The sequence below is a fragment of the Fibrella aquatica genome, from assembly GCF_041321135.1.
GTDB lineage: Bacteria > Bacteroidota > Bacteroidia > Cytophagales > Spirosomataceae > Fibrella > Fibrella aquatica.
On record NZ_JBGGWF010000002.1, the window covers coordinates 857,508 to 880,736 of the forward strand.

Here is a 23,229-nt window from a genome sequence, read left to right on the forward strand (position 1 = left end):
ATGAACCTGACCCAATTTTCTGTCAAAAACTACCAGTTTACACTGGTGGTCGCGCTGATGGTGGCTGTAGTGGGCGTAGTGACCCTACTAACCATGCCCCGCGCCGAAGACCCGCAGATTAACCCACCGCAGTTTCCGATTGTGGTGATCTACCCCGGCACCACTCCCACCGACCTCGAACAGCTGGTGGTAAAACCCATCGAAAACAAGCTCAACGAACTGGCCAACATCCAGAAAATTGTGACTACCATTCAGGACGGGGTAGCCGTGATTAACCCGGAGTTCAGCTACGGGGGTAATGTAGATACGAAGTATCAGGAGGTGGTGCGCGAGGTAAACGCCCTGCGTACTACCCTTCCCGCCGATATCTACGACATCGACATCCGCAAGGTTGACCCCTCCGACGTGAATATTCTGCAGGTTGCGTTAGTATCGGAAACGGCATCGATGGCCCAACTGAAACACCAGGCCGAAGAGTTGGAGGAAGCCCTCGAAAAAATTACCGACCTTAAGAACGTCGAGGTGTCGGGAGCGCCGGCGCAGGTGGTTCGGGTAGACGTGCAGACGGACAAACTCGCTCAACTCCGTATTCCGCTCTCGACGGTGGTCGGGAGCCTGCAAAGCGAGAACGCCAACGTACCCGGCGGCAGCGTCAACGCGGGTGGACTAAGCTTCAATGTAAAAACAAGCGGGCGATTTCGAGACGTTACCGATATTGCCAATACAGTAGTTTACAACGGCAACGGCCGAATTGTGTACCTGCGCGACATAGCTACCGTGGGTCTGAAAAACCTGACCGAAACCCATATCACCCGGGTGAACGGACGGCGGGGTGTGCTGGTTACGGCGGCACAGAAAGAGGGCGTTAATATTGCCAGCACCCAACGAAAGTATGCCCCGGTCGTGGCCGCGTTCACCCAACAATTACCCGCCAATATCAAGCTCATTAATTACTTCGATCAGGCCGATAACGTGGCGGGGCGATTGCGCGGGCTGGGAATCGACTTTGGTATTGCCATTTTTCTGGTCCTGTTCACGCTGCTGCCGCTGGGCGGGCGGGCCGCCACCATTGTCATGATCTCCATTCCCCTATCGTTGGGACTGGGTATTGTGGGTCTTAACGCGTTTGGCATCTCGCTCAACCAGTTGAGTATCGTTGGGCTGGTGGTGGCGCTCGGTTTGCTGGTCGATGATAGTATCGTGGTTGTCGAGAACATCGAACGCTGGATGCGTGATGGCTACCCACGGCGCGAAGCCGTGCTGCGCGGCACGAAGCAAATCACACTAGCCGTACTTGGTACAACGGCCACACTCGTAATCGCGTTTTTACCCCTGGTGTTTCTACCCGGCGGTCCCGGCGAGTTTATCCGGGGCTTACCGCTAGCTGTAATCGCGACGGTTGTAGGCTCGTTGTTTGTGTCGTTGACGATAGTCCCGTTCGCGGCTAGTTTTCTGCTCAAACCACACGCTAATCCAGAAGGCAACTGGCTCTTACAAGCCTTGCAGCGCGGCATCCGGGCCACCTATTCCCGACTGGTGGATAAAGCATTACGCTGGCCCAAAACGACGCTATTCGTATCATTAGGATTATTCGTGACCGCGTTGGGTTTGTTTCCGGTGATTGGCTTCAAGCTGTTTCCTGCCTCTGAAAAGCCGATATTTCTGGTCAATGTCCGGATGCCCCAACAAACAAACCTGCTGCAGGGTAATCGCATTGCCCGCATGCTGGAAGACAGTCTCGGTGACGACAGCCGTATTCAGTATTTCACCACCAATGTGGGCAAAGGAAACCCGCAGATCTACTACAACGTGGTGCAACAGGAGGAGAAAGCAGATTTCGCCCAATTTTTTGTGCAACTTCCCGCTGACACCAAACCAACCGTGAAGCGCGAGTTGATTGCCGACTTACGCCGTCGGCTGGGTACGTTCCCCTTCGCCAAAGTAGAGGTAAAAGACTTCGAGCAAGGCCCGCCCATCGAAGCCCCGCTATCGGTTCGGTTGTTTGGCCCTAACCTCGATACGCTGCGCCGATGGTCGTTCGTGGTGGAACAGGTGATCCGCAATAGCCCCGGTACCGTTTACGTCAACAACGAACTGAACACGCGCAAAACCGACCTGCGGGTGCAGATCAATCGGGAGAAAGCCCGCACGCTGGGCGTTCTGACGGCCGACATCGACAAAACGGTACGCATGGCTGTTTCGGGCCTCACCGTCGGATCGTTTTCCGACGAAGACGATACAGACTACAACGTGGTGGTGGCCGTAGCCCGCGACAAATTCCCGACCATGGCTGTTTTCAACAACCTGTTCGTCAACAACGCGCAGGGCACGCCTATTCCGCTGAATCAGGTGGCGCTGATCGGGTTCGAGACATCGCCGACGACAATAAATCATTACAATAAGAACCGTTTCGCCAAGGTCACGGCTTACACCCGAACAGGCGTTCTGGCCAATACGGTCTTGAAAGACGTGGTACCAAAGCTCAACGCGCTGAAGCTACCCGCCGGTTACAGCTACAGGCTCTCGGGCGAGGCCGAAAGTGAGGGCGATGCCTTCGGTGGCAGCTTTATCACGGTGATTATGCTGACGGTATTTCTATTTGTGGGCGTGTTAATTCTACAATTCAAGACCTTTAAAGGCACGCTGATCGTGTTATCGGTGATTCCGCTGGGCGTAGTGGGAGGCGTTACGATGCTCTTCCTGACCGGAAACCCGCTTTCGTTTATCGGCATCATTGGGTTTATCGCGCTGGCGGGTATCGAAGTCAAAAATTCGATCCTTCTGGTCGATTTCACCAATCAGCTTCGCCAAGAGGGCGTTCCGTTAATCGAGGCGATTGAGCGGGCAGGTGAAATCCGGTTTCTACCCGTCGTTTTAACGTCGCTCACTGCAATTGGTGGTCTGATTCCATTGGCTTTGAATCCCAACCCGCAGATTTCGCCCCTTGCACTCGTCCTGATCGGCGGCCTGATCAGTTCCACCGTCTTATCGCGCATTGTCACCCCGGTGATGTATAAACTCATCCCGCCTACCATCGAACCGAGCCCTGTGCCACAGGAGCGGGAGATGTTAGCGGTGTAATGGCTGACTGGCCATCGCAAAAAGAAGCCGATGGGTACGTCGGCATGACACAACACTAGCGAATCTTTGTCTAAGGCTTATGAAACCGTTCTTACAACAACTTCATCAGGTAAACCCACTGCTGTATACGTTCGGGTGGGTCTGCCTGCTGGGTGCGGGGCTGTGCCTGGCGCTGACCCTGTTTACCCATACGCAGGTAATGGGCGTGAATGCCTGGTATAAGCCGATGAAATTCTGCTTATCGACAACGCTGCTCGTGTGGACTATGGGCTGGTTTGGGCAGTATCTGGGCCGGTCAGAAGCCGTCGTGGCCTATTCGTGGGGAATGATCGGACTGCTGGGTTTCGAGATTGTCTACATCGTGTTACAGGCGGGGCGGGGGCAGTTGTCGCACTTCAACCTGAGCACCCCATTGTATGCAGGACTATATAGCCTGATGGCCATAGCCGCCACGGGTGCATCGCTCTGGACGGGCTACATCGGCTTCCTGCTATTCCGGGCCGACCTTTCGGCCCTGCCCCGCGCTTACGTCTGGGGCATCTACTGGGGCATCGGGTTGTTCGTGCTCTTTTCAATGCAGGGCTTCGCCATGGGTAGTCGGCTGACGCACACCATTGGCGGGCCGGATGGTAGTCCCGGTCTGCCCATCGTGAACTGGAGCCGACGCTACGGCGACCTGCGTATCGCCCACTTTTTGGGAATGCATGCCTTGCAGGTGTTGCCCCTACTGGGCTTTTACGTGCTCAGGAGCAGCCGGTGGCTTGTAGTGGTGAGCCTGTGCTACGCCCTGTTTACCGCAGCCATTTTCTGGCAGGCTCTTCGGGGGAAACCCCTCCTACCCCGCACCAACTCATCGGATCAACTACCTATGAACCACCGTACGTCGGGGTAGTCAATCTCAAAAACGTCGAGGTATCGGGGGCACCGATGCAAGTGGTTCGGGGGGTCATTTACCCGTTTTGGCTGAGTCCCGGTGAGAGTTAAGTCTGGTTTACGCGTCTGATTAATCGTTAATTTTACCGTTCAAATCAGGCATAAGTATCCATTACCAAGAGATGATGCGATTCGCTATGGCTTAGTCGAACGCATTGTTTTGACGTGGCCAATCGTCACTTGTATAGGAAACCCACCTTTGCCTATAAAACATCCCATGATCGATATTTGTACAATTGGCCACCTTTCGCTGGATAAAGTAACTACTCCCCGTACGGTGGCCTACATGCCGGGCGGCACTTCATTTTACTTTTCAAAAGCGCTTTCTCAGGCTGACCTCACCTATCAATTAATTACAGCGCTTTCGTCGAAAGAAAACTACATTGTTGATGAGTTGCGCTCAGACGGCATTGATGTTTATGCCATACCGAGTCCGCATACGGTTTATTTTCAGAACGCCTATGATGAAGATCTGAATAACCGGCAGCAACATGTGCTACGGAAAGCAATCCCCTTCAGTTCCTCCCAACTACCGCCAGTAACGGCCAAAATATTTCATCTGGGGCCTTTGCTGTCCGATGACATACCAAGTCAGCTTCTTGAGGAGCTGGCTCAGAAAGGGCTGGTATCGTTAGATATCCAGGGCTACCTAAGGCGAGTTTGGCGTAAGAAAGTAATCTACCAGGATTGGGCTGATAAAAAGAGGGTATTGCCTAAGGTTCACACACTAAAGGCAAACGAGTTTGAGATGCAACTGGTCACCGGTCAAAAGGATATTTTAGGTGGAGCAACTTACTTAGCCGATTTAGGGGTGAAAGAGGTGATCATAACGCTTGGTGATCGAGGGTCGCTTATTTATACAGGGGGCACTTTATACAAAATCCCCTCCTTCAAACCACCTACCCTAGTTGATACAACAGGGTGTGGAGATACGTACATGGCAGGGTATTTATTAAAACGGGTGAAGGGCAGCTCAGTACAAGAGGCAGGTGAGTACGGTGCTCTGCTGGCTGGCTTAAAAGTGGGTTTTGCCGGCCCTATTCCTCGTCTGTCTACACTCAATACTGACCTTGCAAGTCGAGTAGATTGGTAGTAGACAAGCAGCTAAGCGCTGTACATCCATCTTGTGAGTAAACCAGTAGCCTAACCCACTCGGCTGAAGGTGTTTGAACAAACACTTGGCATAGCAGCGAATGCACTAATGACCGACGCTTTACCAATGGCCTCAACTACTGTTACGAATCAGCAACGGTTTTAGGAGGTCAAGGGACGCATTTAGAACATAAAACATATAACATATGTTTATTCTTATAATAGTCCAACCTTTATAAAATTCATGGACTCTTATGAGTGGCGCTCAAAACATAGCGTTCATTGTTTTTTCTAAAATCTGTCTGTTATGAAACGCATCCTGATGTATGTGACAATTCTGACGGCGATCATCAGTTGGTCTTGTCAAAGTGAGTCTAACAATTTACCGACGCCAGCAAAGGGCGTCTTACTCAACGATTCATTCTCGGTTGGTACCAATGGCTGGGAAGGAGGTTATACCGATTATTCAACGCCCCAGGACAGCTTAATTAATTTCAAATTTGAGCAGGCAAGTCTGCCGATGCCCCTAAATGCTGCCCAAAAATCACTGCGGGTATATGGGGAAAACCGTAGTGATGATTTGTTCATGTATGTAAGCCGGAAGCTTACCAATTTGTCTCCCAATAAAGAATATACCCTGTTGTTCGAAATAGAACTAGCGTCGCTTTACCCTGAAAGTGGATTTGGAATAGGCGGTGGTCCTGCAACCAGTGTCATGCTGAAAGCAGGGGCATCACCCATCAAGCCTGAAAAGATCAAAGACGGCGATTACTACAGGTTGAACATAGACAAGGGCAACCAGCTAGAAGGTGGTAAAGACATGGTGGCCATCGGCAACCTGGCGAATGGTAAAGACATTGAAGAGTATACGCTGATTCAGCGTTCTAATGACGAGAACCCCTTCAAGGTAAGGGCGAATGACAGAGGCGAACTTTGGCTCATCATTGGCACTGACTCGGGTTTTGAGGGCAACCAATCGATCTACTACAATCGAATTAAGGTAACAGCACTTTAATAGATCAACCCTTTCTTAGCGTATTGAGCTAGTCCAAAGCGAATTTTCGGATATCTTGCCAGCAAAGATATGTCACTTAACTAATTGACAATAAGTTAGTTGAATGACATATCTTTGCACTTTCAGCCGAAGAAACAGTCAGGCAGTAATCAATATAGAGCTGTAGATACTACGTTCTCAGTATTGATCAGTTCCCCTTATTTCAAACGAAAGTCATTCAGCTTTTCCGTTCGTATATAGGCTTTCAACGTACCTACTTCCTGACCCTCACTCAAGCCACACGGCCTGATCGTGTAGGCACCGACCGAGGCCGGTACGATGAATGTCTCGGCGTAGTGAACCACAAAAGGCTCGAACGCACCTGTCGGACTTTCGACTATGGCTTCGTCGCCTTCAATCAGATTGATCACATTCACGACGTTCTGCGTATGGTGTGTGACCGTCGTCGAAAACCAATGCCGACGGGTTTCAATAAACGAATCCTCATCCAGACCGGTACGCTCTTCCCGCCAGCCATCGCCACGCTCAATTTCCTCGATTTGATTGAGGAGGTTGGCCTTCGTCCATTGGGTTGTGCGGTCCCATTGAATATTTTCCTTACCATGTTCCAGAGAAATAGGGCGGGGCTGTCCGTCTAAGCCGGTTCGGCCCCAGTCCCAGAGCTTAAAGGTGAAATTGAAGGGCGTCGCGCTGATTTCGAGCACAACGCTGTTGGCTCCCGAGCAGTGAACCGTACCGGCAGGAATCAGGGCGTGATCGTGCTTCTTAATGGGCCATTTCTCGACGTACTTCTCAGCGTCGAAATCGACCCCTCCGTGCTGCGCCTTTTCCAGGTCACCAATCATGTTGGCGGAATTAATGCCCTCTTTCAATCCCAGATACACGCAGGCATCCTCCTTGGCTTCCAGAAAATAATAGCTCTCGTTCTGGGTATACCCCATGCCGAACTTCTCGCGCATGTACTCGTGCAGAGGATGCACCTGTAAACTTAGATTGCCCCCCTCGATGGTGTCTAAAAAGTCGAACCGGATGGGAAACTCAGCGCCAAACGCAGTAAAAACGGCCTCGCCCAGCAATTCGATTGGATGGCTAAAGACTACATCGATCGAGGGGATTTCAACCGTTTCGCCGTCAAAATTATACAAGAGGCTATTCTCTTCAGGTACGCAATCGAAGCCCCAGGCGTAATTAACGGCCGACCGGTCCAGATCGCACACTTCTTTCAGCCATTGACCACCCCACGGGCCCGGATCAAAGAACGGAACAACCCGAAAAGGCCGCTGTACGGTGAGCGCCATGGCTTTGCGCAGGGCTGCTCCGCTGATCAGTTTGGGCGTTCCTTCGAGGGTTGTGTCGACCAGGTAATCCCACTGCGCCATGTATTGTTTTTTGTGACGATCCAGCACCTTCCAGTCCACGTAGAAAGCCCGTTTGTACTGGTAGGCAACACTAGCGTTGGCGTTAAGAACACCCAGATTACTCACCCGATTCTTTCTAAACCGAAGCTGAATCTCCCATCGGGGCATATCCGCATACAGCAACAGATCGGGTTGGTCGACGAAAAGCGAGGCCCCAATACCGATAATCAGCACGATACCTTCCGAAACCGCCTGTATGTTTTGCCGACACACAACCAGTTTGGACTCGTCGAAAAAGGTCGGTAGTTCAAACGGGCAAACGTACCCAAACACCGGGTCATCCGTCACAAAGTCGCTGACGAGGGCGTCAATTTCGGGCTGACTACGCAGAGCCTGACTTGTTTCAACGATCGTTAGCTGATCCGACAGGGAGCGCAGGCCAGCGATAACCTCGTCGGTGAACACGCCCAGGTACGTATCCACGGCCACGATAGTTTTGGCTCGATCGTCGGGCCGAATTCTATCTCGCAAGACTGAGACTACCGGTTCCCATCCCGTAGTGCAAGTTTCCCCTTCCACAGAAATACTGGGAAATTTGTCGAAGATTGATGGTGTTAAAACGTTCATATATCAAGGTTGTATGCTAAAGTAGCGACGCCCAGCAGTGCTGCGGAGTCGGATAATGAGCCGGGCACAACAGCCACATGGCCCCATGTTGCCCAGGCGTTTTGATTCAGACGCTGTTGAATTGGGGGAATAATAACGTCGCGGCTAGCCATCACCCCGCCACCCAAAATCAGGATTTCCGGATCATAGGCTTGCACCAGATTATAGGCACAGGCGGCCCAGGTGGCTATGCTTTCGTTTCGCAGGGTGATGGCCAAAGCATCGCCCTGCCCGGCACAGCGGAAAACAGCTTCGTAATCAACGGTATCGTACTGGCCAAGTAAACTTTGTGGGTACGTTGCGTGCAAAGTCGCCCGCTGATTCAGACTCCAGGTCGACGCTTCGGCCTCGGCGCAACCCACGGTACCGCAGTTACATTGGTTACCATTGGTATTGATGATGACGTGACCACCCAGGATGCCCGCCTGAAAATGCCTGCCGCGCAACAATCGACCCTCGATGACCGCCGATGTTCCAATACCGGTGCCGAGGGTCATCAGGATGACGTTATCGTAGCCCTTCCCGCTGCCATGCTGCCATTCACCAAGCAGTGCCGCACGAGTGTCGTTTTCCAGATACAACGGTAAGCCCCAGGTGTCGCCCGCCCAGGCAGGCAAATCAAGTTCGGGCGCATCGCTGTACTTCCCGTTGATAGTCAGAACCCGTTTGTTGATCGGGTCAACAATCCCCGGAATAGCGATACCGATGCCAATCAGGTCTGCCGTAGTCAGGCTAGCTTGGGCCAGCATCGTGCTGATGGCGGTTTCAAGCTGGGGCAGTCGGGCCTGTAAACCCTGACCTGACTGCGAATCCATCTGATTCGTCAACAAAACGGTACCGGCTCTGACTAATCCCAGCTTAATTCGGGTGCCTCCCAGATCGATGGCGATGACCGCTTTTTCTTCCATGTGGGTTTATCGTTTCGTTTCGCGTTCTTTTTCCAGCAGGCTTATCCGTGCGTATAGTTCGGCAATGCAAGCCTGATCCAGCAACCATTTCGGTTTCGCCAGTTCCTTGGGTTCGGGCATCCAGCTGTGGGTGACCAAGCCATATTGATCACGAGAATGCTGCCAGGCATAATCGAGACTTTCTTTAATCTTAGCCACGTACTGGTAATCGCCATTGACCCGGTAAAGCGCGTCGTAGCCTCTGAACAGCACGGTAACAAACCAGGGCAGGTCGATCTGAATGGCCATTGGGGCCGGATGCGGGCGCTTGTCGAAGTGAACGAACGTATCCCTGGCCAGCTGTTCGGCCTGTTTGAGGTACTGCTTATCGCCAGTAAACTCGTACAGCAGTACAGCCGCTTCGAGCATAGAGCCGGAGTTATACGTGTAGAAAACCCGGTTCACCACACCCGTGGCTTTGCGGTCATTGGCGTACACACCGGTTGAGTCGAGCAGGTTGGTGTGCATCCAGTTGTAAAATTTCTGACCCCATTGCAGGTAATACCGGTCTTTGGTACCCTGATACAGCTTTAGCGCCGTTAAGGTAGCCATTCCGTTGGAGCAGGCCGGTTTTTGATCGCGATGCCCCTCCAGCCAGGTTACGCCACCGCCCAGTTCGTCGTCCCATCCACTTAGAATAAAAGCAAAAACGTCCTTTGCCCGCTTCAAATACACTGGATTCCGGGTGTTCAGGTAGGCCTCCATATAGTCTATGCCCACCAGCCCGTTGTCATCGTAATACCGGTCTGCTTTTTCAAACTGAACCGGATACGCCTGATAACCGACAGGCGAGCGACTAACGTCGCGATATTTCTCCATACCCACTACCAGGCTGTCCAGATAAAGCAATTGCGTTTTACGTTCCGATGGTGTTTTCAGCAACACGTTGGTCGCCGAAAACAGGCCGGAAAAGGGCCAGAGAAAACTAACCGCCTTTTCCTTAACGCCACCACCCTGCATGTAGGTTAGTGAATCGGAATGATTCGACGGGTAGTTCTCGGAGAATAACCCATAGGCAGGCACCCGGTATCGATTCCATACGTTCTGATAGCTTTCACGCGCCCGGCTCAGGTAAACAGCCGACGGTTTAGGCGACTGCCCCACCGCCGTCTGGCACGTGAATAAGCCGCTGATTACCGATAGCCCGACAACGTACATGGCCCATTTTTGACTCAAAATCATACTTCATCCCTGTTTTGTTGAGTATAGTCGACTATAAAACTGCCCTTACTGGGCCGAAGGCGGGGGCGTTTTAACTCCCCAGTTCATGTTAGGCTGGCTACCCATTACGAAGGTGAGTTTTCCGCCTTTCATCAGTTCATCGCGGTAGAGCCAGCAGTTTGACAAAGCTTTTCCGTTGAACGTAGCCGACTGAACATACACGTTCTGAGCGGAGTTGTATTTAGCTTCGATTCGTAGCTGTTTGCCATCGCCTAACCGGATGGTTGCCTCATCGAAGACGGGACTTCCCAGCTCGATAACCGGCCTCAAATCGGTGAAACCTTTTACGTCGAATAAGCCGAGGGCAGCCATCACGTACCACGAACCTAACTGTCCCTGATCTTCGTCTTGCCCATAGCCGTAGCCGTGGATAGGTTCCGTACCGTAGAACTCCTCGCAGATGGCGCGCGTCCATTTCTGGGTGAGCCACGGCTTTTTCGAGAAGTTGAACAGCCAGCTGATGTGCAGGTTGGGCTGATTGCCGTGGTTATAGATTGACTTGATGCCGGCAAAGGCATCGATTTCTTTACCGCCACCAAAGCCATTTTTCTGCGCCGTCGTGAAGATGCTGTCGAGCCTGTTGTTGAACGTAGTTTCGCCAATGGCCTCAATCAGCGCCTTGGGGTTCTGCGGCACAAAGAAGGTGTATTGTACGGCATTGCCTTCCTGAAAACCACGCCAGGGCTCATACGGATCGAACTTGGTAATGAACGTCCCATCCGCTTTTTTGGGCCGAACCAGTTTCTGCCCCGGTTCATAGAGGAGTTTCCAGCCGTCGGAGGCCTTCCTGAATTGCTGATAGTCGGTCTGTTTCCCCATCGCTTTGGCCAGTTGGGCGGCCGCAAACGCGCTGAAACTGTATTCCAGCGTGTGAGACGCTGAAAAGTGCGAACCGGTCGAATCGGTTTTATCCGCGTCGAGGTAAGGAACGTACCCACGTTTTACAAAAGCCTCCACGTCCAGTTTACCCGAACCTACAGGGCGGTTGCGTCCGTTGAGTTCGTTGGCCCGTATGGCCTGATAAGCCAAGATGGTGTCGTAGTCCCGTATGCCCGACTGATAGGCTCCGGCAATGGCCAGACCGACGAAATTGGTGCCTACACCCGAAACGAAGTTGCTGTTGGCAATGCCATCCCCAAACCAGCCGCGCTCCTTATAGACCGCCAGTTGGGTATGCACAAAGTCACTGTACCGCTCCGGATATGACAGCGCCCATAACTGCGTCAGGTTCCAGTAGCCGCCCCAGATCGCATCGGTATTATAGAAGTTGTGGCTGAACTTTCCATTTTTATCACGCGGTAACTGGCCAATGCCTCCATCGTGCCGGGGATAAGAGCCGTTCACGTCATTGGCGATGCCACGGCCCAACAGGGCATGGAACAAGCCTGTATAGAATTTCACCTTGCTGGTTTCATTGCCCTCCACGGCCAATTTACCCAACTCGGTTTGCCATGTATCCTGCGCCTGTTTCCGGGCTTTTTCAAAGGATAGCCCCGACGCTTCGGCTTCAAAATTCACCTTCGCGTTGGCAATTGATGTATACGATAACCCCACTTTCAGTTCAATGGCCTCGTTGGCGCTGGTGGAGTATTCCAGGAAAAGACCGGCTCCCTTTCCGGTGGCCTCGTTGGTGTTGGGTCGAATACCACTGTCTGAAAAGGCCCCGACCGACCGTGGTTTTTTGCTGACTTCCCCCCAGATGTACATTGACACCTGCCCTTTCTCATCGTAGGTTTTTACGTATTTTGGGTACGTAATAACAGAGCCCTCGAAGTGGGTATCGTCTATCATCCGGATGGCTGCGGTCCGCACCTCCCCGCTTTCACCTTGTACATTGCCGATGTCTAGGAGAACCCTTGACTGGTCGTTTTTGGGGAATGTATACCGGTGGAAACCGACATGGCTGGTTGCGGTAAGCTCAGCGGTAACCTGGTAATCGTCCAGCAAGACTTTATAGTAGCCCGGTTCGGCCACCTGGTTCTTGCGATCGAATCTGGACCGATAACCGCTCTCGGGGTTTTCAAGAAGGCCGGGTTTTACCTTCAACTCACCAGTAGTCGGCATGACGCTTACGCCACCAACCTGCCATTCATGAAAGTGCACAAACCCTTCAATGGAATTATGCCGGGTATCGTAGCCTACCGCTTCCCACCCCTGATTATTACCGTAATGACCGTTGGTCGACGGAGCCAGTTTGGCCATTCCGTGGGGCACGGCTGCGGGCGTGTAGAAGAACCACCGACTATGCGCCGTCCCGATGTTGGGATCAACATATCGGAGCACGTTTGGCCTCTTTACCGCGCAGGATGTCAGCAGAGCAATGAGGATTAGTGAAGGCAAAAGGGTAATGCTTTTCAGGTATTTCATTCCAAAATCGATTGAATAGAGGCTATTTAACGGGTTATCTATAAGTTGACAGCATTGCTTGCAGGCGTTGCATCCAGGCCACATCGACGCCTTCAATGTTTGTGTATCGACCGGCACCGTCCAAACCGGCAAATTGGTAATAGCCCCCTGAATTGGCATCTCTCAGGACCGTATTGATGGCGTCGATGTTACCCTGAGCGTACCCAAGCCATGACGCGTTCTTATCCGATTCATACAGCTTGATCATGGCCTGCGACCCCCAACCGCACCAGGCGGGGCTAATTCGGCGGTCGCTTGTATTGAATATGTAGAGGTTATGCGTTTTATCCCACAACGTCCGGTTCATGGCATTGCCAAGCGCCTGCGCCTTCACCAGATACGAGGGATCTTTCATAGCTTCTGCATACATCAGAAAGGCTTCGACCATAATGGCGTTGTCGTAGGTGAATTTTTCGGTAAACCGCTTGCCCGACTGATCGATCTGCCAGACGAACAGGCCGGTGCTGCTTTCGTATAACTTACTCGACAACCACTTGTCGACAGCCGTTGCCCAGTCGCGGTAAACCGACTCGCCGGTGATCATGTATAAGCGCGTGAACAACTGCATAGCCAGCCCGTTGGATTGGGTTGGCTTTACGGTTTTGGCCGTGTTCCACCAGAAACCACCATCGAAGGTGTTATCCCAGGCTCCACTTTTGATCAGCCAGTTGGCACACGCCTTTGCTTTGTCAAGGTACGCCGTTTTCTGGGCCCCGGTGCTGACCTCATAGGCGTCGAGGTATATAACGCCTGACAGGGAATTGTCATCGATGTATTTCAGGGGGTCGGAGCCTTTTCCGGTGCCATCGATACGTACGAAAGCAAAGTAGCCGCCGATGGGACTGGTATCGTCCCAGAAGTGACTCATCCAGTTGAAACTATCGTTCATATAAGCTGCGTAAGTCGTATCGCCCCGCTTCACCATGGCAGCATCGGCGTAGATCTGGCTTACGTTGTACCACTCAAAAGCCGAATTTGGGTCGGTGGTGGCATTGACCCGGTAGCTCTTGTAGGGCGTGAGCAAATTAGCCAGCACGTAGTCATGCGTTTTCCGGGCCGCCGTCAAATACCGCGACACGGTTGGGCTGGGTACGTTGGGCTTGGTTGTATCAGGCCCGCCAATGGGTGACGGCTGCTTGTCATCGCAGGACGAAATGAGGCTAACGAGTACGACGAGTACCAGACAAATGAAATGAGAACGGTTCATAACGAGAGTATTAATCCTGTGCCAGCCACATCACTGCAACTGGCACAAGATTGTTGGAAACGAATCACCTGCTTGCTGACATAGCCAGCGCTTACTTCAGCACAGTCACCTGATGACTGTAAGGCGCATTGGCCCGCAGGAAAAGGTCTACTTTAACCTTCTGCAAATCGGCAGTCGGGTCGAACTTGTAGGTATTGTCCCATTGAGCATTGGAAACCGACTGGAGGTAGAAATAGGACGCAGGAGCCCCGGCCGGGCTGTTGTTGTTTACGTTCGAACTACCCATGTACTCTGTACCCGTCGCGGTGTGAATGGCAAATTTGTAGCGCTCATCCCTACCCCACGAGAACTGATAAAACTCGACGGGAATGCTGGCGGCCGACCAGGTGCCATTGCCGGCATACGCCAGCGTACCGATTTCCTTATTGTAGGCTGACATGAACAGGCCAACTGACTGTATTTCCGTCGCCTGGGTAGAGGCTATATTAAAATCATACCGTAAGCGATACGTTTTAGCCGCACCGGTCAGCGTGGCCGATGAATTACCCTCCCGGATGGTGTCATTGGCCACATAATAGCGCTTGCCATCGCCCGACAGTCTGTTCGTCAGATAATAGGTGCCTGCTTTCAGAGACGTATACACCTCGAAAACGCCGTCTTCCACTTTCTTGAGCCTGACCGCTTTGGCCACTTCTCCCCCCCCTTCGGTGGCCGTACCTGTCAGGTACAAGCTATCGGGGAGGTCAACAAAACCGGCGGGTCGGGTCATGGTCAATACGCGGGTAGACGTACCTGTTTGACGATTGAACGCAACCGACGCCAAGACCGTCCATTTGACACTTCCCGTAGCGGAGGCCGCAATTCCGCCCAGCGACGCGATTTTCTTCAGGTCATTATGGCTTAGGGTCAGTTGCGGCTGCACACCCAACCCGTCGGATACGGTCTTGTAAAACGGCTTGCTGAAATCGCCGTCGGCCTTATCGAAAGCTACCTCGTACAGTACCCCTTCTGTTGTTTGGGTGGGTTCCCATTTAAACTGCACACTGGCCGGGGTAGACGGTTCCAGCTTGATGCTGACATTATTTTCGGGGGCCGTTAGCGTACTAACCGGCGTTACTGCCGGGTTCAATTCCCGAACCGTCTGCTTGCAGGATACTATGGATAATATGGCCAGCAACGCCATACCACCAGTGGTTAATACATGTTTCATTGGATGTGCTGTTTAAGGTTGATAACCAGGGTTTTGCGTCAAGACCTTGTTCAGGTTTAACTCTGAAGCTGGCAATGGCCAGAGGTAGTTTTTGGTCGGATCAAACTGGCGTCGCTGCGCGCGGATATAGCCATTATCTACGGTTGGATCACCGAATTTGGCACCGTGGGCGTACCCATTTAGCACCGTTTCCGCGGTCTTCCACCGTCGGATATCGTCGATTCGTATCCCTTCCATCGCCAACTCAGCCCGGCGCTCCCGGCGGACAATCTGCGTCAGATCGCCAGTTGTCGGAAAGTTGAGAGCCTCAGGGTCGGTGAAGCCCGCCCGTTGCCGGAGTGGCCGAATTGTTCTATCCCACACACTGGCATTCAGTTGACCCAGGCTCTGCTTGGCTTCCGCGTACATTAGCAAGACCTCAGCATACCGGATCAGGTGCAGATTCAGGCCCGAGGCAAAATTGGCCAGGCTGTTGGGGTCGTAGTATTTGCGCCAGTAGTAGCCCGTGGGTGAACCCTGCCCGTTCAGGGTATACTCATTCAGAGCGGGTCGTACAGGGTCTGTGCCGGGTTTGATGTAGATGATCTGAGTAGTACCATCCGCATTACGCCAGACGTATTGGTCATAAACGACAGTGGCCGTGAGCCGGGGATCCCGGTTGACGTACGGGTTATTTTCTGTGTAGCCCGAACCCGCTTCGGTAATGCCTTTACCATTGAGCATCACGTAATCATTCACCAACTCCTGCGTAGGCGCCATGCTGTTTGTCCGGGCACCAGCCGACCGGGGAGCGAAATCAAAAAACTCGGACCAGGTACGTAAGCCAGGTACGTATTGCAGCGCCAGTATCGACTCGTTGCTGGTTTTGTTGACCGTGGGGCTGCTGAACAGATCGCTGTAGTTTGCCGCTAATCCGTACTGACCATTGGTGGCCTGATCGTTGATCAGCTTTTCGCACAGGGTCACGACTTCGGCCATTCGATTGCCTTCGTAAAGCAGTACTCTGGCGTTCAGGGCAATGGCTGCGCCTTTGGTGATTCGGCCATTATCGGCGGGGGCATACGAATCTTTAGAGGGCAGCAGGTCAGCGGCCGCCGTCAGTTCGTCGGTTACGAATTTCAAGACCGTCGCTCTGGGTGAACGGGGAATCACTTTGGCTTCGTCGGGCGATAGATCACGGTCGAGCAGGGGTACGTCTCCATACCATTTCATCAGGTTAAAATGGTGCCAGGCCCGCACGAAACGTACCTCACCTTTCATCCTTGATAGTTCACCAGCCGGAAGCGTGGTGTTCTGATCGACGTTGGCCAGAAAGATGTTGCACGATTTTATGCCCTGGTAATAAAAGGCCCAGTCGTTTTGAAATTTAGGCAATGTCGATGTAAAACTGCCGCTCGCTATAGCTTCCGGGTTACCCGCAGCCGACCCCTGCGCGGTATAGGCATTGTCGGATAAAGCTTCGTTATAAAAGTATAACGTGCTGGTATACATGCCACTGTAAATATTATTCAGGGCATTGTTCACGTTCTCGCTCGTGGTCCAGAAATTGAGTTCGGTAAAGCGATTGACGGGCGCTATGTCTAAAGGTCCGCACCCGACAACGGTGAGAAGCACCAGGCACAGACTACTTATTTTTTTAAGGTAATTCATGATTGGCAATAGGTTAAGGGTTAGAAGCTGAGATCGAGACCGAACCCGTAAAATACAGGTAGTGGATAGTTACGCGCGCTGTTCGAGGCTGCCCCCAGATTGAGGTTGTTATTGAACTCAGACGTTTCGGGGTCAATAAATTTGAGCTCAGAGAGCGTCAGCAGGTTTTGACCAATCAGGGATACCCGCAGGCGTTGAACGCCAATTTTCTGGGTCAGCTTATTGGCGAACGTGTAGCCGATCTGTACGTTTCTCAGCCGGGCATACGCGGCATTGAACCGATATACATCCGAGCCGTAACGCCAGTTGTTGGTATTCGACGGAGAACCAATAGCGGCCAGACGGGGGTAGCGCGCATCAGGATTAGTGGGCGTCCAGAAATCCGTCTGGTGCTCATACATAGTAGCCCCGTAATTGTAGTGAAACGGCTCCACTTCCTCGCCCCGCAGCATAACATCGCGTTTGCCAACGCCCTGGATAAACAGATTCAGGTCAAACCCTTTAACAGCGAGTCGATACGTAAAGCCGAAGGTGTAGCGGGGAAACGGATTACCCAGCGCGATCTTGTCGCTGTCATCAATTCTACCATCGTTGTTAAAGTCGGTATACTTCAGGTCGCCAGGGCCAACACCAACGCCGTCTGGTTTGGGTGAATTATCGACGTCAGCCTGGTTTTGGAAATAGCCGTTTGTCTGGTAGCCCCAGTATTGGGTGATGGGCTGCCCCACTTTCCGGATAAAGCCAAAGGCATCAACATTGGCGATCTGCTGATCAGAACCGAAGGTCAGCGCCAGCAGGGTGTTCTGATTATCGGCCAGATTTAGGCTAAAGCTTTGTTTAACATCTTTGCTGTTGAGGTTATAGGTCGCACTGACCTCCCAGCCTTTGTTTCTGACTTTAGCGACGTTGAAGTCCGGAAAGCCTGCACCAAATAGCAGCGGAATATCCTGACGGCTATACAAAATATCGCTGGTCACCTTATTGAAGAAATCAAGGGAAAGCGTCAGCTTGTTTTGTAGGAAACTGGCGTCGGTACCGATATTCAGCATCGCCGATTTCTCCCAGGTCAGGTCGGGGTTGCCAAGACTGAAGCCAGCCCCGCCTACGACCGAGTTATTGAAGCCATACGAGTTAGCGTAGTTGAAGTAGTTGGTTTGGTACTGATAAGCGTTTACGTTCTGGTTACCCACCAGACCATACGAGGCCCGCAACTTGAGACTGCTCACCGCGTTCTGTGACTTCATAAATGACTCTTCGGAAAGGATCCAGGAGCCTGCCAGCGACGGGAAGAATCCCCAACGTCTTCCCGAAGCGAACTTAGAGGACCCGTCCTCCCGGAAATTACCCTCCACGAAGTAGCGGTCTTTGAACGAGTAGTTAACCCGGCCAAACACCGAACTGATGCGCGTTTCGTTCGTGTTGGTGTTGCTGTTGTAGGAATTGACCGGATCAAGAATTGTCCCGGTGGTTGGCGTGCCCAGGGCCGGATCAGTCAGGGTTTTCTGCAATTGGAACCCGTTCGACCGGTAATATTCGTCAGACGCTCCCACTAACACCTTGAGGCTATGGTTGCCTATTCGCTTGGTATAATCGGCGAACGCCTGGACATTGAGTAACGAGTTTTTAAAACTGTTATCATACACCGTCCGGTCATTTCCGTAGACACCAGTCGGGTAATTGTTAACCTGTAGCCGACGGAAAAAAGCATTGTTTGCGTTTAGTGTTCCTCCGAATATACCGGTAAGCTTCAGGTCTTTCGTAACACTAAGCTCGGTGTTCAGATTGGCAAAAAACTGGTCGTTGTCAGATAGATAATAGCCTCCATTTTCCAGCACGCTTTTTACGTTATACTGCGAAGCAACTGGGTTGGTCAGGTAGCGGCCCTCCGCATCCTGAAAGCTGTAGTTCAACGGCACCCGGTCGGCATCGGCAAAAATGACCCAGTCGGCATTACTGTGCGACTTGTTCTGCGATTTAACGTAGTTCAGAATCGTATTGACCCGTAGCTTGCCAATGACAGATAGCTGGTTCAGGCGCAGGTTGTATTTTTTGTAGCCGTAGGATGGGCCAACAAAATTGCTGCGCTGATCCTGTAGTCCTGCCGAGATCAGGTAGCTGCTTGTGGCCCCACCCCCTGCGATCGAAATGTTGTGTAGTTGCTGGGGCGCACTTTGCAAAATGGACTGGCGCTCCCAGTCGCCATTGCCCTGTGCTCTCAGCGCCTGAATATCATCAGGCGTATAGATTGGTGGTAATCCCGAGTTGATCAGCGACAGGTTTTTGTAATACGCGTTATCCCAGGCGTTAACCTTTTTCAGGCCAACGTAAGGCGTCTGCATACCGTAGCTACCGTTGTAGGTGACCGTGGCTTTCTGGTTTAGCTTCCCACTTTTTGTCGTGATCAGCAGTACTCCGTTGGCAGAGCGTGATCCATAAATCGCGGCCGACCCAGCATCCTTCAAGACCGACACATTCGCAATGTCGTTGGGGTTCAGCAGGTTGATATCCCCGCCAATGATACCGTCAATGACTATGAGTGGCGTATTGTCGCCTAACGTACCCAGACCGCGGATGTTGATGTTTACCCCACTGCCAGGGTTGAAGTTTGTCTGTTGAATAATCAGGTTAGGCGACTCTCCCTGCAATGCCTGAAGCACATTGGTCACGGGTTTGCTCTCGATACTCTGGGCTTTTATCTGATCAACCGCGCCGGTAACCGACAATTTATTTTGCTGCCCATATCCAACCACGACCACTTCATCGAGCGATTGGCTTTCGTCGGTTGCCAGTGTCACATTAACGGTACGCTCCTGCCCGATGACGACCGTCTTCTTCGTAAATCCGATGTAGGAGAATGCGAGACTACGCCCAACGTATTCGTCGGGAAGGGAGAGTCGGTATTTCCCATCGGCGTCGGTCGTGGTTCCCTGAGTAGTACCAACCACGCTTACCGTAGCACCCGGCAAGGGTTTATTCTGGTCGTCGAGTACCTGACCAGTAATGTCAATATTGAGTAGCCCCAAAAACAAGGGCTTACCAGCAACAGGAAAGGCTGATCCATAGCTGCTGATCAGCAGAAGAAATAACAAGGCAAGGAGCGATCGCTGCCTGCCCGATGTGGTGATCATTCGATTCACGACAGGGTGTATTAAACGGTTCATGCGGCTAGAATTGATTTAGGTAAATGCATTGTGTTTTGACAAGTGACGTCATAAGGCACTGATAGCTAGCACTCAAGATGACAGGCTTTTAGAGGCATTGTGGGTTTCTTTCCAGTACGTCTCAATCTCTTCCAAAGAGCGTCCTTTGGTTTCCGGTATGAGTTTCCAAGTGAGCCAGAGGGCGGGCGAACAGCACAGCGCGAACAACCAGAATGTCCAGGCAGAACCCAGGTCCTCGAGCAGGAGAGGCGTTAACTGCCCAACCAGAAAGTTGCCGATCCAGAGAGAGAGGGTGGCTAACGCCATGGCTTTCCCCCGGATGTTGTTAGGGAAGATTTCGCCAACGACGACCCAGCAAACGGGACCAAACGAAAAAGCGAAGCAGGCAATGAAGGCAAGAATAAAGAGCAGAATCCAGAGACCCGACGTGATATCCAGTTGGAACAGCAACCCAATAATCAGCAGTGATAGCACGGCCCCGCCTACACCTGCATACAGCAGAGGTTTACGCCCCCATTTGTCGATGGTAAAAATGGCGACGAACGTAAAAGCTACGTTGACCAGCCCAATGGTCACCTGACCTCCTAATGCATTATTGAGCGTAAAACCCGCTTGCTCAAGTATTCTGGGGCCATAATAAATGACGGCGTTGATGCCGCACACCTGCGATAGAAACGGGAGGAGCAAGCCGATCCATAACGCACGTCGGTAAGTCGGCGTAAAGAGTTCGCTCAGGTTACCGTGCCCCTCATCTCCAGATGCATTAAAGGCATCGATTTCTTGTTGTGCCGAAACAGAGCCATCAATACGGGTCAATATGGCCTTTGCTTTTTGCTCTTGTCCCCGTAAAAGCAGCCATCTTGGCGACTCGGGTACCATCAGCAGAGCTAGTAGAAAGATGACGGCCGGTACCGCGCCCAGACCTAGCATACCCCGCCACACTTGGGTCGATAAGATTGTGCCGAGGCTTTCGTTTCCGGCATACTCAGTGGTGTGGCTGGCCAGGTAGGCATTGGAAAAATACGCTATAACGATGCCGATGGTCAGGGCTAACTGATAGAGCGATACCATCATGCCCCTGTAGCGTGAAGGGGCGAATTCGGAAATGTAGAGCGGTGAAACCATCGACGCCACCCCAATGCCTAGCCCTCCTATCAACCGAAAAGCGATCAGTGTCGTGAACGTAGAAGAGAGCATGCAACCAATGGCCGAAGCCAAAAACAACACTGCCGAGAGAATCTGGACTAGTTTGCGGCCATAGGCGTCACTCAATTTGCCCGAGACACTGACCCCCACTATGCACCCCAGTAGGGCACAACTAACAAACCAGCCCTCCTGAACGGCGTCGAGTGTAAAATCGGCTTTGACCAGACTCACTGTACCTGATATCACGGCGGTATCGAAACCGAACAGAAAACCGCCCAGTGCTGCTACCAGACAAACCAGATACAGGTACGTGTTATTGGTCTTTTTTAAACCTTGATCCGTTGAAACAACCATCTTATTTATTGCGATAGGGGTTGAGGGAGACTGAAAGACTGTACTGTTGATTTAAACATTTCACTTTTGTTATGTCTATATGTATAGACATAACAAAAGTGAAAAAAAGGGCCTGTTCTAAGAGGAATTCGGGTAAACATACAGTCAAAGTGCGTTAAGGGTTGATAACCAGCTTATTTTCGAGCGATATCAATGGCATACGTAAAACGATCGGCGCGATAATAACCTACGTTGAACTCAACGACCCGCTCACCCGGATCGCAAACAATTCGCTTTCGCATCAGGATTGGTTCGCCGGGATTAGTGTGTAATATGGCCGCCAGGTGATCATCAGCCAGAGTAGCGCTTATTTCTTCTTTAGACAGGACTACAACGGTATGATAGTCCTTCTCCAGCATTTCGTATAGTGGTTTAGAAAAATCTTCAGACCCTGTTAAGCCAACGCGGGGATGGAAATACGAAACGAAGTAGACAATAGGCCCTGCATCCAATCCTCTAAGACGCTCCAGTTTCACTACTTTTGAATCGACATCAATCCCAAACACTTCTGCTACATCCTGATCGGCTAGTGTCCAGCCTGCATTGATTTCGTAGTTCTGAAAGTCAACGCCTTTGTCATGCATCTCAAGCGTAAAGCTTGACCAGTTGTTGAGTTTAGTGGTAATCCGGTTTTTCGCCACTTTCGTCCCTACCCCTTTTTTGCGGATCAGCAACTGTTCGTTGACTAATTTGCTGATGGCTTGTCTAACCGTATTCCGTGCTATTCCAAACCGTTTTGCCAGATCGACCTCATTTGGAAAAAGCTTGCCTTGCTGATACTCCTCTCTATCAATCAATTCCCTCATAATTGTTTCTACCTGAAGGTGAAGTGGGACAGGGCTACTGTGATCAATATTGGATAGCTGCATGATTTTGTCCAAATGTCTATACATATTGTTTTGCAAATGTTATAGATTTTCAGTTGACTGCAAAATTTATTCATAGTTTTTCGCTGAAAAATTTAAGTCAGGTTCTCTCCGTTGCGGCAAATGTGACTGCAAGAGGTATCAACTGTCTCGTCTGGCTATAGATTTACAGATTTTGCCCCAGAAATCAAGCAACACATAGTTACCTTTGGTGAGCCCGTTTTGACCAGAATTTATACTAAATGTCGATATTCGACGGCAGCGGACGACCGTCGGAGACATGAACTTCACGCTTGGTTGGGCCGTTCGGTATTATACTCCACCAGCCAGGCCTGTACCGTTTAGCGCACCTGCGCCAGATTGTTGAACGCATTGGCATATAACACCTCTCGTCGAGAGGTACTGTTAAATCCGGTGCAAGACTACTTGCTTATCGGTACACCAGATTCTGTCTCAACTGGGCAACGATACGGTGGACGTGGACTGGCTGGCGACGCAGGCTAACATGAGCCGAACGCAGTTAAATCGAAAATTATTCGTACTGACGAGCCTTGGTCCGAACCGCTTCATTCAGCGGGTTCGGCTGGAGCGGGCGGCCGACCTATTGCAAACAGAAGAGTTAAATGTGACGCAGGTGGCCTACCAAATCGGTTACAATTCACCATCCCACTTCACCAAAGTATTTCAGGAGCACTTCGGGTATCCGCCAATGAAGTTAAAGACCTAATTTAAAGTGGACTACTACAAACAGCTCGGTTGAAAAATGGGCGATTGAGGAGTTGGACTAGCCAAACGTGCATGTTCTACAGACTCAGCTTGGCTGGACCATCGGAACACAAGACGCAATAAATTTGAACAACTATCTAGTAGATCTACT

At 51.6% G+C, this 23,229-nt stretch carries 15 protein-coding genes; 5 read left to right on the forward strand and 10 right to left on the reverse strand.

Going from position 1 to position 23,229, the window contains the following annotated elements; genetic code table 11:
• The 4 genes from ACAW87_RS07540 to ACAW87_RS07555 all read left to right on the forward strand — a co-directional run bounded on the left by ACAW87_RS07540 (position 1) and on the right by ACAW87_RS07555 (position 6,121).
• Positions 1-3,081, forward strand: coding sequence for an efflux RND transporter permease subunit (locus tag ACAW87_RS07540; RefSeq protein ID WP_370722733.1), 3,081 nt, complete (start codon positions 1-3; stop codon positions 3,079-3,081).
• A gap of 79 nt (positions 3,082-3,160) precedes the next feature.
• Positions 3,161-3,973, forward strand: coding sequence for a hypothetical protein (locus tag ACAW87_RS07545; RefSeq protein ID WP_370722735.1), 813 nt, complete (start codon positions 3,161-3,163; stop codon positions 3,971-3,973).
• A gap of 258 nt (positions 3,974-4,231) precedes the next feature.
• Positions 4,232-5,107, forward strand: coding sequence for a PfkB family carbohydrate kinase (locus ACAW87_RS07550; RefSeq protein WP_370722736.1), 876 nt, complete (start codon positions 4,232-4,234; stop codon positions 5,105-5,107).
• A 306-nt stretch (positions 5,108-5,413) separates the two neighbouring features.
• Positions 5,414-6,121 (forward strand): hypothetical protein, encoded by a 708-nt coding sequence (locus ACAW87_RS07555; protein WP_370722738.1) that lies wholly within the window; start codon positions 5,414-5,416, stop codon positions 6,119-6,121.
• 197 nt (positions 6,122-6,318) lie between these two features.
• On the opposite strand, the gene ACAW87_RS07560 is transcribed toward ACAW87_RS07555, so the two are convergent.
• The 10 genes from ACAW87_RS07560 to ACAW87_RS07605 form a co-directional block, all read right to left on the reverse strand.
• The gene (locus ACAW87_RS07560; RefSeq protein WP_502918389.1) at positions 6,319-8,106 is read right to left on the reverse strand and encodes a class I mannose-6-phosphate isomerase; all 1,788 of its coding nucleotides are present in this window, start codon (positions 8,104-8,106) and stop codon (positions 6,319-6,321) included.
• Positions 8,103-9,053, reverse strand: coding sequence for an ROK family protein (locus ACAW87_RS07565; RefSeq protein WP_370722741.1), 951 nt, complete (start codon positions 9,051-9,053; stop codon positions 8,103-8,105). Before ACAW87_RS07565 ends, ACAW87_RS07560 begins: the two co-directional genes overlap by 4 nt.
• A gap of 6 nt (positions 9,054-9,059) precedes the next feature.
• Positions 9,060-10,274, reverse strand: coding sequence for a glycoside hydrolase family 76 protein (locus ACAW87_RS07570; RefSeq protein ID WP_370722743.1), 1,215 nt, complete (start codon positions 10,272-10,274; stop codon positions 9,060-9,062).
• A 45-nt stretch (positions 10,275-10,319) separates the two neighbouring features.
• Positions 10,320-12,680 (reverse strand): GH92 family glycosyl hydrolase, encoded by a 2,361-nt coding sequence (locus ACAW87_RS07575; protein WP_370722745.1) that lies wholly within the window; start codon positions 12,678-12,680, stop codon positions 10,320-10,322.
• Positions 12,681-12,714: 34 nt separating this feature from the next.
• Positions 12,715-13,926 carry a glycoside hydrolase family 76 protein gene (locus tag ACAW87_RS07580; RefSeq protein WP_370722747.1) on the reverse strand — a complete coding sequence of 404 codons (1,212 nt, stop codon included), beginning with the start codon at positions 13,924-13,926 and terminating at the stop codon, positions 12,715-12,717.
• Between the two features lie 91 nt (positions 13,927-14,017).
• A complete protein-coding gene (locus ACAW87_RS07585) occupies positions 14,018-15,136 on the reverse strand; it encodes a SusE domain-containing protein (RefSeq protein WP_370722749.1) in 1,119 nt (372 codons plus the stop codon).
• A gap of 12 nt (positions 15,137-15,148) precedes the next feature.
• Entirely contained in the window at positions 15,149-16,786 is a 1,638-nt protein-coding gene (locus ACAW87_RS07590; RefSeq protein WP_370722751.1) for a RagB/SusD family nutrient uptake outer membrane protein, read from the reverse strand.
• A gap of 20 nt (positions 16,787-16,806) precedes the next feature.
• Entirely contained in the window at positions 16,807-19,947 is a 3,141-nt protein-coding gene (locus ACAW87_RS07595; protein WP_370722753.1) for a SusC/RagA family TonB-linked outer membrane protein, read from the reverse strand.
• A gap of 72 nt (positions 19,948-20,019) precedes the next feature.
• The gene (locus ACAW87_RS07600; RefSeq protein WP_370722755.1) at positions 20,020-21,447 is read right to left on the reverse strand and encodes a sugar porter family MFS transporter; all 1,428 of its coding nucleotides are present in this window, start codon (positions 21,445-21,447) and stop codon (positions 20,020-20,022) included.
• Positions 21,448-21,620: 173 nt separating this feature from the next.
• Positions 21,621-22,391, reverse strand: coding sequence for a GntR family transcriptional regulator (locus ACAW87_RS07605; protein ID WP_370722756.1), 771 nt, complete (start codon positions 22,389-22,391; stop codon positions 21,621-21,623).
• A gap of 439 nt (positions 22,392-22,830) precedes the next feature.
• Here ACAW87_RS07605 and ACAW87_RS07610 point away from each other — a divergent pair, with 439 nt between their 5' ends.
• Positions 22,831-23,079 (forward strand): helix-turn-helix transcriptional regulator, encoded by a 249-nt coding sequence (locus ACAW87_RS07610; RefSeq protein WP_370722828.1) that lies wholly within the window; start codon positions 22,831-22,833, stop codon positions 23,077-23,079.
• The last annotated feature ends 150 nt before the right edge of the window (positions 23,080-23,229 follow it).